Origin of the sequence: Brachybacterium sp. FME24 (genome assembly GCF_014897705.1) — a bacterium.
In the GTDB taxonomy this organism is placed as follows: domain Bacteria; phylum Actinomycetota; class Actinomycetes; order Actinomycetales; family Dermabacteraceae; genus Brachybacterium.
In genome coordinates this window covers 152,171-166,826 of sequence record NZ_JABUXV010000001.1, presented here as the reverse complement: position 1 = coordinate 166,826, position 14,656 = coordinate 152,171, and the positions used below count along the sequence as shown (strand labels likewise).

General features: G+C 68.0%; 14 protein-coding genes. 8 read left to right on the top strand and 6 right to left on the bottom strand.

What is annotated here, in order from left to right:
- Positions 1-438: 438 nt before the first annotated feature.
- Entirely contained in the window at positions 439-1,086 is a 648-nt protein-coding gene (locus INT51_RS00745; protein ID WP_226831799.1) for a phosphatase PAP2 family protein, read from the top strand.
- An 11-nt stretch (positions 1,087-1,097) separates the two neighbouring features.
- Here INT51_RS00745 and INT51_RS00740 read toward each other — a convergent pair whose 3' ends face one another.
- A complete protein-coding gene (locus INT51_RS00740) occupies positions 1,098-1,634 on the bottom strand; it encodes a TetR/AcrR family transcriptional regulator (RefSeq protein WP_193103283.1) in 537 nt (178 codons plus the stop codon).
- A gap of 83 nt (positions 1,635-1,717) precedes the next feature.
- Between INT51_RS00740 and INT51_RS00735 the strand changes: the two genes are divergently transcribed.
- Positions 1,718-2,647 carry an SDR family NAD(P)-dependent oxidoreductase gene (locus INT51_RS00735; protein WP_193103282.1) on the top strand — a complete coding sequence of 310 codons (930 nt, stop codon included), beginning with the start codon at positions 1,718-1,720 and terminating at the stop codon, positions 2,645-2,647.
- A gap of 166 nt (positions 2,648-2,813) precedes the next feature.
- Here the strand turns inward: INT51_RS00735 and INT51_RS00730 are convergent, their stop codons facing one another.
- Together INT51_RS00730 and INT51_RS00725 are read right to left on the bottom strand one after the other, a co-directional pair.
- A complete protein-coding gene (locus INT51_RS00730; RefSeq protein ID WP_193103281.1) occupies positions 2,814-3,668 on the bottom strand; it encodes an SDR family oxidoreductase in 855 nt (284 codons plus the stop codon).
- A 28-nt stretch (positions 3,669-3,696) separates the two neighbouring features.
- On the bottom strand, positions 3,697-5,061 hold the full coding sequence (locus tag INT51_RS00725) for an MFS transporter (RefSeq protein WP_226831798.1): 1,365 nt from the start codon (positions 5,059-5,061) through the stop codon (positions 3,697-3,699).
- Positions 5,062-5,281: 220 nt separating this feature from the next.
- On the opposite strand from INT51_RS00725, the gene INT51_RS00720 reads away from it, so the two are divergent.
- On the top strand, positions 5,282-5,962 hold the full coding sequence (locus INT51_RS00720; RefSeq protein ID WP_193103280.1) for a TetR/AcrR family transcriptional regulator: 681 nt from the start codon (positions 5,282-5,284) through the stop codon (positions 5,960-5,962).
- A 45-nt stretch (positions 5,963-6,007) separates the two neighbouring features.
- On the opposite strand, the gene INT51_RS00715 is transcribed toward INT51_RS00720, so the two are convergent.
- Entirely contained in the window at positions 6,008-6,238 is a 231-nt protein-coding gene (locus INT51_RS00715) for a cytochrome b/b6 domain-containing protein (RefSeq protein ID WP_193103279.1), read from the bottom strand.
- A complete protein-coding gene (locus INT51_RS00710; RefSeq protein WP_304502036.1) occupies positions 6,228-6,845 on the bottom strand; it encodes a catalase in 618 nt (205 codons plus the stop codon). Before INT51_RS00710 ends, INT51_RS00715 begins: the two co-directional genes overlap by 11 nt.
- Positions 6,846-7,112: 267 nt before the next feature.
- On the opposite strand from INT51_RS00710, the gene INT51_RS00705 reads away from it, so the two are divergent.
- From INT51_RS00705 to INT51_RS00690, 4 genes are all read left to right on the top strand, one after another.
- Positions 7,113-7,907, top strand: a complete 795-nt coding sequence (locus tag INT51_RS00705; protein WP_193103278.1) for an amino acid ABC transporter ATP-binding protein — start codon at positions 7,113-7,115, stop codon at positions 7,905-7,907.
- 48 nt (positions 7,908-7,955) lie between these two features.
- Positions 7,956-8,822 (top strand): glutamate ABC transporter substrate-binding protein, encoded by an 867-nt coding sequence (locus INT51_RS00700; protein WP_193103277.1) that lies wholly within the window; start codon positions 7,956-7,958, stop codon positions 8,820-8,822.
- A gap of 107 nt (positions 8,823-8,929) precedes the next feature.
- Positions 8,930-9,604, top strand: a complete 675-nt coding sequence (locus tag INT51_RS00695) for an amino acid ABC transporter permease (protein ID WP_193103276.1) — start codon at positions 8,930-8,932, stop codon at positions 9,602-9,604.
- Complete coding sequence (locus INT51_RS00690) at positions 9,601-10,494, top strand: amino acid ABC transporter permease (protein ID WP_193103275.1); 894 nt, start codon at positions 9,601-9,603, stop codon at positions 10,492-10,494. Before INT51_RS00695 ends, INT51_RS00690 begins: the two co-directional genes overlap by 4 nt.
- A 376-nt stretch (positions 10,495-10,870) precedes the next feature.
- On the opposite strand, the gene INT51_RS00685 is transcribed toward INT51_RS00690, so the two are convergent.
- Complete coding sequence (locus INT51_RS00685) at positions 10,871-11,737, bottom strand: DUF3152 domain-containing protein (protein WP_193103274.1); 867 nt, start codon at positions 11,735-11,737, stop codon at positions 10,871-10,873.
- 263 nt (positions 11,738-12,000) lie between these two features.
- Between INT51_RS00685 and INT51_RS00680 the strand changes: the two genes are divergently transcribed.
- Positions 12,001-14,370, top strand: a complete 2,370-nt coding sequence (locus INT51_RS00680; RefSeq protein ID WP_193103273.1) for a sodium-translocating pyrophosphatase — start codon at positions 12,001-12,003, stop codon at positions 14,368-14,370.
- Positions 14,371-14,656 lie beyond the last annotated feature (286 nt).

Genomic DNA, 14,656 nt, shown 5'->3' with positions numbered 1-14,656 from the left:
GGAAACCGATGAGGAAGAGGAGGTCGGCAGACATGCTGAACTGGCTCATGAGGATTCGACGAGCGCGCGGCGATGCACGCGCAGTGAGCCGCGGTCCGGAAGCTATGGGTAAGCGCGCTGGTCGGCGCGGCCTTCATCGCTTGGTCAACCGACTGCTCCGGTAGCTCTCACCTCGCTCGACCCAGCCGCCACGCGCTGTGGTCGAAGGCGAGCGCAGTCGTGGCAATCGGCCCGCTGTGCGCTGAGGGCCGCCCTACATCGAGGATCAGCAGTGCGACGTGTCGTGAGGTTGGGCTCGCTTCTGCGAACGGGACCTCACATGCCGTCTAAGCTCGTGCGTCGATGATCGCCGATTCCCGCAATTCGCCTCAGGGCCCGATAGACGCACGCCTCGTGCGAAGCCCGCTGCAGGCTCGAGGCGGAGGCTGGCTTGCCCGATTGACCTCTGTCAGGGCTCTGACCATCGGATTGCTCATCCTGATCCTCCTGGTTGCTGGGCCGCTGCAGGAGTTGGACTACTTCCTCGCCCGGCGGTGGCTCTACCACCTCGAACCCGATCTGATGTGGTTCGCCCAGAACGTCCTGAACCGAGTCGCCAGCCAGGCGGTCTGTCTGCTCGTGCTGGCTGTCGTCGCAGTCGTGCTCGCCCGCCGGCGTCGATCCTGGCGGCCGATCGTGTTCGCGCTGGCATCCGAAGCCGCCTTCCTGGTGGGCATCGGGGGCATGAAGGTGCTGCTGGCGCGAGGGGTGACCTACGAGCGTGACCCTGATCTTCTCGACGGAGGTCTGTGGGCGATGGGCATGAAGGGGATCAGCTTCCCGTCGGGGCACGCAGCGGAGGCGGTGCTGATCTATGGCGCGGCGGTGTACCTGATCGCCCACTACAGCGGGGCATCCCGACGGCTCGTGCGCCTCCTGTGCTGGGGAGTCGTCGTGATCAGCGTGAACTCCGTGGTGGTCTCGTTCCTGCTCGGCTGGCATTGGGCGAGCGACCTCGTCGGAGGGCTCCTCGCCGGGGGCCTGCTCCTGCGGATCCTGATGCGGTGGGACGAGCGCGGTCACGGAGTCCGCCGGGCCGACCTCTGATCGCGTCCGAGCTATCTCGGAGACAGGCCCGACAGCATCACGTCGAGCAGGAGCTCGCGGTCATGGCCGTCGCCGAGCCGCACAGCGTGCTCGACGCCGCAGACGAGCCGCTGGATGTGGCCGACCGTCATCTCCGGACGCACCACCCCGTCGCGGATGGCGTCCTCCAGCGTCGCCTCCGCGAGGCCGAAGAGCTCTTCCCGCAGCGTGCGCACCGCATCCGATACCTCGTCCGAGAGGAGGATGGTCTGCAGGCCCTGGTGGTCGAGCTGCTGGATCGCGGTGGTCCGCACGAGCAGGGCGAAGGCGTCAGCTGACTCCGGCATCGCGGCCGCGGTACGAGCCTGCTCGACGAGCTGTTCGAGCGCGTGAAGGGTGAGTGCCTCGACGAGGGCGGCCACGGTCGGAAAATGGCGGTAGACGGTGGCGACGCCGACGTCTGCCGCACGGGCCAGCTCATTGAGTCGCAGGTCGGTGACCGGGCGCTCGCGGGCGGCTTCGAGGATCCTGCCGCGGGACCGCGCGGCGTCCGAACGACGTGTGGGCATGACCGCATCCTACAAGATCTGGATTCTTCATCCGTTTTGGGGGTACGGTGAAGCGGATAGCTAATCCGATTAGAGGAGCTCGCATGACCTGGAACCCCACTCACCTCCCTGACCTCCGTGGCCGTGTCTACGCCGTGACCGGTGCCACCGGGGGGATCGGATACTTCGCGGCCGAGCAGCTCGCCTCGGCGGGTGCCGAGGTGGTCCTCGCGTCTCGATCACCGACGAAGATCGAGGTCGCCGAGGCGGCGATCCGAGGGCAGGTGCCTGGCGCGGTCACACGGGCGGTGGACTTCGATCTCACCTCCCTGGAGTCCGTGGCTGAGGGCGCCGAGCGCCTCGCGGCGCTGCCACGCCTCGACGGGATCTTTCTCAACGGCGGTCCGATGCAGTTCACTTCTCGGGCGACGACGGCCGACGGACTGCCGCTCCTGACCGGAGCGCACACGGTGGCCAACGTCGCTCTTGTCGCGCGCCTTCTGGCGGCGCGCGGACCTGGGGAGGACGACCGGTCGCTCAGGGTCATTCACGCGTCCACCGGATACGTCCAACGATTCCCCATGAAAGTGACGGAACCTCGCACCACGCCGCGCACCGGCATCGCTGCCTACGTCAAGGCCAAGACGCTCACCGAGGTGTTCGCCTTCGAGCTGGACCGCCGAGTCCGAGCCGCTGGCCTGCCGATCGCCTCCATCGTCACGCGGCCGGGCATCGGTGCCGATGCCAAGACACCGCACCGACCGGGGATCCGGGATTCCGCCGTCGGAAATCAGCGCAATCCGCTCACCCCCTGGGCCCAGGGGAAGGATGCGGCGGCCTGGGCGGGCGTGCGCGCGCTCGTCGACCCGGAGGCGGCAGGGGGAGAATTCTACGGACCTGAGAAGTCCGTCGGACCTCCGATTCGACTGACTCCCTCGCGGCACACGAGCGCCCTGGGTGAAGGGGTCACGGCGGGGGTCTGGACAGCGCTCGAGGATCTCGCGGGCGTGCGCCTGTCGCTCCCCGGCGCCTAGACGGCGCGGACGGCTCGGATCGGGCCGATGCTCGGATGCTCCCGATGCGTGGAGTCATCGACCCGCATCCCCGGGGCAGCACCGCGAGAGGAGTGGACGCGCGGCCGCTGCGGCGACGTGCGCAGGAGATGCGTGCAGGACGCGTCGCCGCGGCAGCAGCGCTCCGTCACACGTGCGCCCCGAAGGCTCGTGCGTGGTCGCGCGCGAAGTCCTCGATGCTGCGGGCAGGGCGCCCGAGCAGATCGGCCACGCTCGTGTGCACTGCGGAGGCTTCGCCCCTGTCGTAGTGTGCGTAGTCCTCGAGCAGCCCGTCCAGCTGCCACGTCGGCATCAATCCCTCCAGGGCGGCGGCGAACTGTCTCGGCGTCACCGGGGCGAAGGTGATGTCACGACCGCTCGCCTTCGAGAGCGCTGCGGCGATCTCTGCGTGGGTCACCGCACGCGAGCCGGTCAATGTGTAGGTAGCGCCCGCGTGCCCGCGCTCGGTGAGGACGGCGGCTGCGACCTCCGCGATGTCTCTCGTGTCGATCGCGCTCACCGCAGCATCCCCGATCGGCGCGGCCAGCACGCCGGTGCGCACCGCGCTCGCCGCGAACGCGAGCAAGCTCTGCAGGTAGAGGTTGGGACGCAGCACGGTGACCTCGAGGTCGAGCTCGCGCACGTGCTGCTCGACCTCGGCATGCCAGCGCAGGAACCGCACGGGCGAGTCCACCTCGGCGGCGTACTGCGACAGCAGCACGAGTCGTTGCACGCCGGCGGCCTGCGCGATGTCGGCGAATCTGCGTTGGAGATCTGCCGCCTCGGGCGTCGAGGGACTGTTGAGGAAGACGCCCGACGCGCCGGTCAGCGCTGCCTCCAGGGAGGCCGGATCGCGGAGATCGGCCAGCACCGACGAGGCGTCGGAGGTGTCGCGGCGTTCTCGGGACATGGCGCGCACGGTGGCCTCGCTGGCCCGAAGCGCTGGCACGAGGGCGGAGCCGACGGTTCCGGTGGCTCCGGTGATGAGGAGTGTGTCGGTCATGGAGAGCGTCCTTTCAGGGGAGACGACGTCAGTGCGCACGGACGTCGGCCGGTGGTGCGGCGGCCGGCCGCGTCGGCTCCGTCGGGATGAAGGAGAGGCAGAACGCCGCGAACGCGAACACCGCCAGGCCGAGGAAGGCGGTCGTGAAGTCGATGCCGCCCTGAGGTGTGCCGCTGATCGTGGCGACTCCGACGAGTGCGGCGAGACCGATCGCTCCACCGAGCTGTCGTGAGGCGTTGATGAGCCCGCTGAGAAGACCCGTCTCGCCGGCGACGGCATCGCGCACGGCCGTGGTCGTCGCGTAGACGCCGGAGAGGCCGATGCCGACCCCGATGAGCAGAAAGGCACCGAGGAGTGAGAGCGAGAAGCCGCTCGCGGTCCGATCGAAGGCCAGCCAGAGCAGACCTCCGACGAGGATCAGAAGTGCCAGGGACAGGGAGCGCGCCGACCCGAGGAGCTTCGCGAGGGTCGGTGCGACCAGGCTCGCGACCACGATCATGACTGCGATGGGCAGCTGGCTGAGCCCGGTCGATGCTGGAGACATGTCCAGTTCGCCCTGCTGGAACTGCGGGAGGAAGAAGAACATGCTCACCGTGGCGCCTCCGACCAGCAGCATCACGCAGTTGGCCACGACGACGTTGCTCTTGCGCAGGTGTCCGAGCGGTACCAGAGGCTGCTGCGAGTTCTTCTCGATCACGACGAAAGCGGCGAGCAGGACGACACCGATCGCGAGGCCGGTGAGGGTGAGCGGCGAGTCCCAGCCGTTCTCCGGCGCCGAGATCATGCCGAGCGCCACAGCCGAGATCCCCAGTGTGATCGTCAGTGCGCCGGGTGCGTCGAACCGACCTGGCCGGGGGTGGGCGGGCGGTACGCAGAGAAGTACGACGATGCCGACCGCGACCGAGATCGGCACGGGGATCCAGAACACCGACTGCCACCCGAGGATCTGCGTGACGACACCGCCGAGCACGACTCCCAGCAGGCTGCCCGCTCCTGCGACCGCTCCCCAGATGCCGAGCGCTCGGGCGCGATCCTTGCCGTCGGGGTACAGCCCGACGACGATCGAGAGGGCGGACGGCGTGACGACCGCAGCGCCGACGCCCTGGAGGACTCGGCCGGCGATCAGGAACTCGCCCGACGGTGCCAGCGCGCAGAGGACGGACGCAGCGATATAGACGAGCAGTCCGGTGAGGAAGACGCGCCGACCGCCGAGGACATCGGCGATCCGCCCTCCGAGCAGCAGCAGGCCTGCGAAGGCGACGAGGTAGCTGTCGACGACGAGGGACAGCTCGGTGCTGGTCAGGCCGAGCCCGTCGCGAATGGTCGGGCCGGCGAGGTTCACCATCGAGACGTCGAGGATCACCACGAACATGGCTGCTGACAGGCCGGCCATCGCCCATCCGCGACGTGGCGTTCGCTCACGACCCGTGGCGACGGGTGCCGAAACATTGAGTGACATAGCTGAGCCTTTCGAGGGGTGCCGATCACGCGGAGTTACAAGCTCTAACAAGCATGAGTATGACTCGCGGCTATCGAGGGAGTCAAGCGTTCGCTGGAGCTGATAGCGTTGGTCGCACGCGACAGCGCGATGGGATGACGGGACGGAGCGCACCATGGAAGCGGAACCTCGCCGCACGCCGATCCGCGAACGGTTTCGGGAGCAGGTGCGCGATGACGTGAAGACCATTGCGCTCGAGCAGCTCGCCGACGGCGGCGCCCAGGCGATATCGCTCAACGCGATCGCCAAGGAGCTCGGCGTCTCCGGGCCGGCGCTCTATCGCTACTTCGCCAATCGGGATGAGCTGCTGAGCAGCCTCGTCGTCGACGCCTACAGCGACCTCCGCGATGCTCTGGCGCGGCCGGTCGGTGCCGGCGAGCGCCGGGCAGAGGAACGCGGGGCAGGCGAGAACGCTCGCATCCGCCGCCTTGCCCGGGCCTACCGGGTGTGGGCGCAGGAGCAGCCGCACCGCTACGAACTGCTGTTCAAGCCGCCGCTGCCCGGGTACGACGCCCATTCGACGCAGATCTCCGAAGCTGGACGATCACTCATGGGAGTCGTCCTCGGAGTGATCGACGGTGGTTCGGATGCCACCACGAGCCCGCTCGACAGCGCCGAGGTGCTGCACGCGCGCAGCACGGGAGCTCCGAACTTCCAGCTCGCGGTGCGCGTGTGGTCCCGACTCCATGGCTTCGTGAGTCTTGAGCTCGGCGGCGCCTACAACGCCATGAGCGTGGATGCTGACGCCCTCTTCGACGCCGAGATCGACGTGCTCACCGACGGCGGAGAATTGTGACCCTGAGCCAGGCATGAAGAGTCAGGGACGGCGGGCGCCGTCGAGTCACGGCGAAGACTGGTGAAGTATGCGGTTGACCATGCGGATCACCACGAAGACAAGGATGGCGATCCCCAAGGGTTCGTGGATGGCCAGCAGGAGAGGTCGATACGCCAGCGAGGCCATCATGATCGCCGCGATGAAGAGCTGGATGACGACCATGGGTGCCATGAACCAGTGCAGGAGGCGGGACGTGAGGGCGAACTGCGAGGGATTCCCGAGACTCTCACGACTCATCCTGCACCTCTTTCACGTCGACGCAGCTCAAGTGCTTCAGTTCTCCGGAGCGGCGCGCGAAGGACCGGGCGTACACCGATGACCGTGCGCTGAGCAGCGGAGCGTCCAGAGCTGCGATGCCATCGGGAAGGACCAGCGGGTCGAAGCTGATGTCGCGAGCGTTGCCTTCTTCCTCGGTGTTCACCGAGTCGAGCGTCAGTGTGCCGACGTCCAGCCTCCGCCGATCAGTCGGCCACTGTTTCGTGGCGTCATGCGTCGGATCCTGGGGCTCGCCGATCGTGAGAACGAGGCGCCAGCGCAGGGGCTCCTTCGCGCAGGCGTGGATCAGCGCGTCGAAGAGGTAGTTCTCGCCAGGAGTCTCCGGTGGTGCAGCGGCGTCGACCTCCTGTTCGGGCACGAGCATCCAACGAACCGGGGTCGAAGCCCTGCTCGCGCTGGTGAATCCGAAGGCGTTGAGCCCATGGAAGGTGCTGTTCTCGAATCCGGACGTCGGCGGGCTGCTGTGCACGATCTTCAGCGCCGCGGTCGTCTCCGGGGGCTGGGCCAGGTACGCCTTCAACTCCTCCTCATCGGGCTTCCCGGTACTGAGTACCGTCTTGGATGCCACCAGGCGATCGAGGGCGGAGGTCCGCGAGAAGGCCTCCCTGGCCCCATCGCTGACGAAGCGGCCGGAGGCACTCAGTCCTTTGGCGTTATTGCGCCGGAATCCCGCGTGCGTGCCGAAGACGCTCTCGAACCCATCGGTGAACCGGAGAGCGCCTCGGAGGCGTGGCGCAAGGAGCCCACGTTTCTCGGGTCGCACCGGCAGACAACGATTTGGTCAAGGGTGCGACCATCACGAGGAGCGATGGCGATGACGCTATACCCTCACACTATGACGCAGAGCACACCGGCCTCCGAGGACCCTCCTGCCGGCACGTCGACCGAGAAGCGCCCCCTCGTCGAACTGACGAACGTCAACAAGCACTTCGGGTCGTTCCAGGCACTCACCGACATCGACCTGACCATCCCGGAGGGTCAGGTGGCGATCGTGATCGGGCCGTCCGGGTCCGGCAAGTCGACCCTGTGCCGAACCATCAACCGGCTGGAGACCATCGACGACGGCGGCAGCATTCGCATCGACGGCGAGGCGCTCCCCGAAGAGGGCAAGGCCCTCGCCCGGCTGCGGGCCGACGTCGGAATGGTGTTCCAGTCCTTCAACCTGTTCGCCCACAAGTCGATCCTGGAGAACGTCACGGTCGGCCCCATCAAGGTCAAGGGCTTGAAGAAGGCCGAAGCCACCAAGGAGGCCATGACTCTGCTGGAACGGGTCGGGGTGGCCCAGCAGGCCAAGAAGATGCCCGCCGAACTCTCCGGTGGTCAGCAGCAGCGGGTGGCGATCGCCCGGGCGTTGGCGATGAAGCCGAAGGTCATGCTGTTCGACGAGCCGACCTCGGCCCTGGACCCGGAGATGGTCCAGGAAGTCCTGGATGTCATGGTTCAGCTGGCCCGGGAAGGCATGACCATGGTCGTGGTGACCCACGAGATGGGCTTCGCACGCCAGGCCGGAGACCGCGTCATCTTCATGGACGAAGGGCGCGTCCTGGAGGACACCGACCCCGAAACCTTCTTCACCGATCCCCAGCATGAACGCGCCAAGAACTTCCTCGGGAAGATCCTGGCGCACTGAACCCTGCCCGCTCCACCACCCACCCCTCTCATCCCTCCTGGAGGAACGATGCGCAAGAAGCTAGTCTCCGCAGCCGCACTGGCGGCCTCGGCCGTTCTCGTCATGACCGCCTGCTCCCCATCCCAGTCCGGAGGAGGCGAAGGCGGTGAGAGCGACGCCGGCGGGGGCGACTCCGTCCGCATCGGCATCAAATACGACCAACCGGGCCTGGGCTTCCGCGAAGGTGATGGCGACCCGACCGGATTCGACGTCGAGGTGGCGAAGTATGTCGCCGGCGAGCTGGGGTACACCGACGACCAGATCGAATGGGTCCAGACTCCGTCGGCGAACCGCGAGAACGCCCTAGAGGGTGGCGAGGTCGACATGATCCTCGCGTCCTACTCCATCACCCCGGAGCGGGACGAGCGAGTGGACTTCGCCGGCCCGTACTTCGTCGCCGGCCAGGACCTGCTGGTCCGTGCGGGCGAGACCGACATCACCGGCCCCGAGACCTTGGATGGCAAGAACCTCTGCTCGGTCACCGGGTCGACCTCCGCCCAGGCCATCAAGGACGACTACTCCGAGGGCGTGGAGCTGGTCGAGCAGGGCGGTTACGCCGAATGCGTGACGTACCTCGAATCCGGACAGGTAGATGCCGTGACCACCGACGACATCATCCTGGCCGGACTGGCCGCGACCCCGGAGAACTCCGAGAAGTTCGAGGTCGTCGGCAACCCGTTCACGGTCGAGCGCTACGGCGTCGGCATTCCCACCGGTTCGGACATGTGCGAACCGATCAACGAGGCCATCACGAAGATGAAGGATGAGGGCGCCTGGCAGGAGGCTCTGGATACGGCCACGGAAGGCACGGGGTACATCCCTGACGAAGAGCTCAACAACGGCCCCGAGGCCGAGCTCGAGTCCTGCGACGACTGAGCCGGATCGACGCCCGGGCGATGGCGGGGAGGGCGCACCGCCATCGCCCGTCACCGGCCATCGCCCGAGCCGCACGCTGAGGCGCAGGCCACCGAGACAGGAAGCGCATGAACGGATTCTTTGAACTCTTCGCCGAGTACGACGTGCTCGGTGCCTTCTGGATGAATATCAAGCTGACGGCCCTCGCTGCCATCGGTTCCTTCATCCTGGGGACGATCCTGGCGCTCTTCCGGATATCCCCGGTAACCTCCTTCCGCACCATCGGCACCGCCTACATCAACATCGTCCGCAATACGCCGCTGACGATCATCATGGTGCTCGGCGTGCTCGCAGTCTGGGGGCAGCTGAAGGTCGAGTTCTTCGGGGACTTCGACCTGAACTTCTTCGCGTACGCCGTGATCGCCCTGTCCCTCTACCACGCGTCATTCGTCTGCGAGGCGATTCGGTCCGGGGTCAACACTGTGCCGCTGGGACAGGTCGAGGCCGCCCGGGCCATCGGACTGACGTTCCTCCCGGCTGCTCGCATCGTGGTGCTTCCCCAGGCACTGCGGGGTGCCATCACCCCTCTGGGCAACACGCTGATCGCCCTGACCAAGAACACCACGGTGGCCGCGGCCGCCTCCGTGGCGGAAGCCTCCGGCCTGATGAGCACCATGATCGAGTTCAACCCGGACCTGATGATCTACATCTTCCTCACGATCGCGATCGGTTTCTGCATCCTCGTCATCCCGATGGGGATCGTGACGACCTGGCTGTCCGACAAGCTGGCGGTGGCACGATGAGCGCCCAGGCCGACGTCATGTTCGATGCCCCCGGCCCGCGCGCCAAGCGCCGGATCCTGCTCGCGAATCTGGTGGCCCTCGTGGGGGTCCTCGCGGTCGTCTTCCTGGTACTGATGCAGTTGAACCGCCAGGGCCAGCTGGCCCCGAACCAGTGGGCTAACGCGCTGAACGGCAATGCGTGGACGAACTACTACCTGCCGGGTCTGCAGTTCACTCTGCAGTCCTCCGGTATCGCCGTGGTGACGGCGTTGGTCTTCGGCCTGGTCTTCGGATTCCTCCGGCTGGCACCGTTCGCCATCATCCGCGGTGCGTCTGCCGTCGTCGTCGAGTTCTTCCGCGCGGTGCCCGTGCTCGTGATGATGTTCTTCCTGTACTTCTTCCTCTCCCGCCAGGTCGCTCCCACCGGGCTGATCGCCTCGGAGGATTCGGCGTACTTCGCAGTCATCCTGGGCCTGACGGTCTACAACGGGGCGGTGATCGCCGAGCTCATCCGGTCGGGTGTGAAGTCGTTGCCCAAGGGCCAGCGTGAAGCCGCGGCGGCGGTCGGCATGACGCGCAATCAGTCCCTGCGGATCGTGGAGGTCCCGCAGGCGCTCACCGCCATGCTGCCGTCGTTGCTGAGCCAGTTCGTGGTCATCCTGAAGGATTCGGCACTCGGATTCCTGATCGGTTTCTACGAGCTGCTGCAGTACTCACGCCAGCTCGGGTCCGGATACTCGAACATCCTCCAGACCCTCGTCGTCGCCGCACTGATCTTCATCGTCATCAACTACCTCCTGACTCGGCTGGCCACCAGGCTCGCCGGCACCCTGTCCTCCCGGACCGGGGGAGCGACGGCCCCGGTCACCTCCACGACCATGGTCTCCACCATGGGGCAGGACGTGAAGTAGCACCGCGGCTCGCGACTGACGAGGCAGAAGCCGGCCCAGCTCCGAGCGCGCTGGGGTACGCCCACGCCGTCGGGCGACGGTCGTGGGCCGGCGCAATCCCCCCCCGCCCTGTTCGTGGCGGTGATGGACAGGACTCAGATTCCGGCCGAGGAGCGTGCGCTCCACAGCCTGTTCGGGCGCGACTACCAGGAATACGCCCGGCAGGTTCCGCGGTGGTGCGGGTGTGCTCCGTTGACGGGATGTCGAGACGATAGGTTCCGGTGACACCCGGGTCATCCCTTCCGAGACGAGCGGGCGCTCCGGGGCCCCGGGGGCGGGCATCCGCGGAACGCTGCGGGCCGACGCGCTAGGGGTGCGGGCGCGACGGGTGGTGCGCTCAGCGTTCACCGTCGGCGAGCGGCCAGGAGTTCGGATCGCACCCGTCCAGGCCCATCGACTGCTGGAGCATCACCGGGGCCGGTTGCCCTTCGCCCCCGCATGAGGCGTGGTCATGCCCCAGGTAGTGCCCTACCTCGTGGTTGACCATGTAGGCGCGGTACGCCGGGAGGTCGTCGTAGGTGGGCGTCATGGTCGTCCACCGGTCGGAGTTCAGCACGACGTCCTCGCCGACCCGGCAGTTCCACAGGCCTAGGGTCCGCGCTGGAAGGCAGAGCTCGTCGGCGGAGGGCGGCGAGGCGAGGGAGATCGTGAAGTCCGCACCCTCGGCGGAGTCGACCCGCTGGAAGGCGACGTCCTCGAGCGAGGTCCACCCGCGGTCGTCCGCCAGGACTGCCTCGATCTCCCCAGCGACCTCCTCCGCGTCGAGGTCGATGCCGTTCTCGACCCGCACCGCGTAGGTGTGCACGGTCTGCGCCTCGGGCACCGGCCCCTCGGTGGCTTTCGCGGGGGTCCAGGTCCCGTCGCCGACATCGCCGGAGCGCTCGAGCTCCTCCGTGGTCGACCGCCCGCCCGCGTCCTCGTCGGAGGCGGCGGGGGTCTCGGCCACGGCCGTCGTCGACCCGGTCCCGGCAGCCGGCTCCGTGTCTCCGGCGTCCGACGGTCCGGTGGAGGACGCGCCGTCGGCCGTCGTGGTGGTCGATGAGGTCGCCGCGGTCGGCGCGTTCCCCGCGATGGCGAGCGCGCGCACGACGGCGATCACGGCGATGACGAGGAGGACCACGGCTACCAGAGCGACTCCTGTTCGCACCAGCTTGCCCCGGCGCGTCAGTTCGAGTCGGAGACGGTCTTCCTGCGGTGGGGGCACGCCGTCAGGGTAAGCGATCTCCGGCGCGGCCGGCGGCGGCTCGCGGGCCGACTTCGGCCCGGACCGTGCTCGGAGGATCACGTGGAGATCCTTTGGTGCGGGCGCCGCCGGGACGAGGCGCGGCACCCCGCGGTGTCCCTCAGGGGTATTCCCGGCCGCCGATTCCGACTACAGTGCCCGACACGCGCGTGGCCGCGACCTCTGTCAGGAGTGCCCCGCGCCGTGCACGAGATCCCGGCCCACGATGACGTGCGGAGGACCTGATGACACCGGATTCGATAGAGCTGTCCGCGGCGAGTCTCTCGATCGTCGGCGTGATCGTGGTGATCGCCCTGCTGGCGCTCGCGATGGCGCTGCGGTTCCGGACCGAGGTCCTCCGGGCCGAGGTCGGGACGGCGAACATGAACGCGGTCGCCGCCGCGGTCCAGGAAGGTGCCGCGGCCTATCTGCGCCGGCAGTTCCGCACCCTGGGCGTGTTCGCGGTGATCGCGTTCCTCCTGCTGCTGCTCCTGCCCACGCACGGTGCGACCGGGGCGGAGGGGATGCTGCTGCGCGGCTCCCGCTCGGTGGCGTTCCTCGTCGGGGCGGCGTTCTCCGGTCTGATCGGTTACCTGGGGATGTGGCTCGCGGTGCGGGCGAACGTGCGGGTGGCCGCCGCCGCCCGGGCGGTGGGGCGTGACCCGGCCATGCAGATCGCCGTCCGCACCGGTGCATGCGTCGGGATGGCGACCATCGGCTTCGGCCTGCTGGGCGCCGGGGCGGTGGTGCTCCTGTTCCGCGGTGACGCGCCGCTGGTCCTGGAGGGCTTCGGGTTCGGGGCAGCGACCGTGGCGATGTTCATGCGCGTCGGCGGAGGGATCTTCACCAAGGCCGCCGATGTCGGGGCCGACCTCGTGGGAAAGGTGGAGCAGAACATCCCCGAGGACGACCCTCGCAACGCCGCGACCATCGCCGACAACGTCGGCGACAACGTGGGCGACTGCGCGGGAATGGCCGCGGACCTGTTCGAGTCCTACGCGGTGACGCTGGTCGCGGCGCTGATCCTGGGCCAGGCCGCCTTCGGAGAAGCCGGGATGATCTTCCCCCTGCTGGTCCCTGCGATCGGTGTGATCACGGCCCTGATCGGCATCTACCTGACGGTGGCGCGCTCCGGGGAGAGCGCCCTGCGGGCGATCCGTCGCGCGTTCCTGATCTCCGCGGTGATCTCCGCCCTGCTGTGCACGGTGGCGGCCTTCGTCTACCTGCCGGGCAGCTTCGCCGAGCTCGGTATCGTCGAGGTGACCGCGGCTGTCGACGACCCGCGAGTGGTCGCCTCCGTCTCCGTGGTGATCGGCATCCTGCTCGCCGTGCTGATCCTGTTCCTGACCGGGTATTACACCAGCACCGAGGACCGACCTGTCCGTCAGGTCGCCGAGACCTCGCGCACCGGCGCGGCGACCGTGATCCTCTCGGGGTTCTCCCTGGGGCTGGAGTCCGCGGTGTTCACCGCGCTGGTGATCGCCGGAGCAGTTTTCGCGGCTTTCCTGATCGGCGGCGCCGGTGTGGCTGGCCTCTTCGCGGTCGCCCTGGCCGGTTGCGGCCTGCTCACCACCGTCGGCGTGATCGTCGCGATGGATACCTTCGGGCCGGTGACCGACAACGCCCAGGGCATCGCCGAGATGTCCGGGGACGTCGAGGACGAAGGCGCTCAGGTGCTGACCGATCTCGATGCGGTGGGCAACACGACCAAGGCGATCACGAAGGGGATCGCGATCGCTACCGCGGTGCTCGCGGCGACCGCGCTGTTCGGTTCCTACACCGACGCCATCCGCAGCGTGCTCGGGGATCGGTACCAGGACTTCCTGGACCAGTCCGTCGTCTTCGCACCGCAGACCCTGGTGGGGATGATCACCGGGGCTGCGGTGGTGTTCCTGTTCTCCGGGCTCGCGATCAGCGCAGTCGGGCGGGCCGCAGGGGCCGTGGTCCTCGAGGTGCGCCGGCAGTTCCGTGAGATCGCCGGGATCATGGACGGCAGCGCGAAACCGGAGTACGGCCGGGTCGTCGACATCGTCACCCGGGACTCGCTGCGCGAGCTGGCCACCCCGGGTCTGCTCGCGGTCGCCGCCCCGATCGCCGTCGGCTTCGGGCTCGGGGCCCCCGCACTGGCCGGCTACCTCGGCGGTGCCATCGCCACCGGCGTGCTGATGGCGATCATGCTCGCCAACTCCGGTGGGGCCTGGGACAACGCCAAGAAGATCGTGGAGGACGGCCATCACGGCGGCAAGGGCTCCCCGGCCCACGAGGCCACCATCATCGGCGACACCGTCGGCGATCCGTTCAAGGACACCGCCGGCCCGGCGATCAACCCGCTGATCAAGGTGATGAACCTGGTCGCCGTGCTGATCGCCCCGGCCGTGGTCGGGATGTCCGCGCTCAGCGGCGAACCGAACCCCCTGCGGTTCGCGATCGCCGCGGGGGCCGTGGCCGCGATCGCCGTGGCCGTCGGGATCTCCATCCGGCGCGGCGTGGTGATGGATGACCCCGCCGAAGAGGACGCGGATCCAGGAACCGCAGAGGAGCCACCGGCGGCAGAGCCTGTCGCCGAGGGGGCGCCCGGCCGAAGGCGTGCGGAGCCCGCGGACGAGGACCGCTGACGCGACGAGGGATCACAGCGTGCGCCGCCCTCTGTGCGCGCACCTCGGCCGAACCAGCCGAGCTCTCGGCGACGACTGGGTGCCTCCGAGGCCCAACCTGCTGCGCTGATGAAACATGTTTCATCCTGTCGACGTTTCTCCGGTCATCCGCGGGAATCGTTGCGACCTGCGAATATGTCTAAAGGTCTCGAACGCCAGGTCACGTTTAGGGCACTGTGATTGACACAACACTGCAACACAGAGCAGTGTTTCTGCACATCGGCGTCGGGCCGACGGGATGCGACGG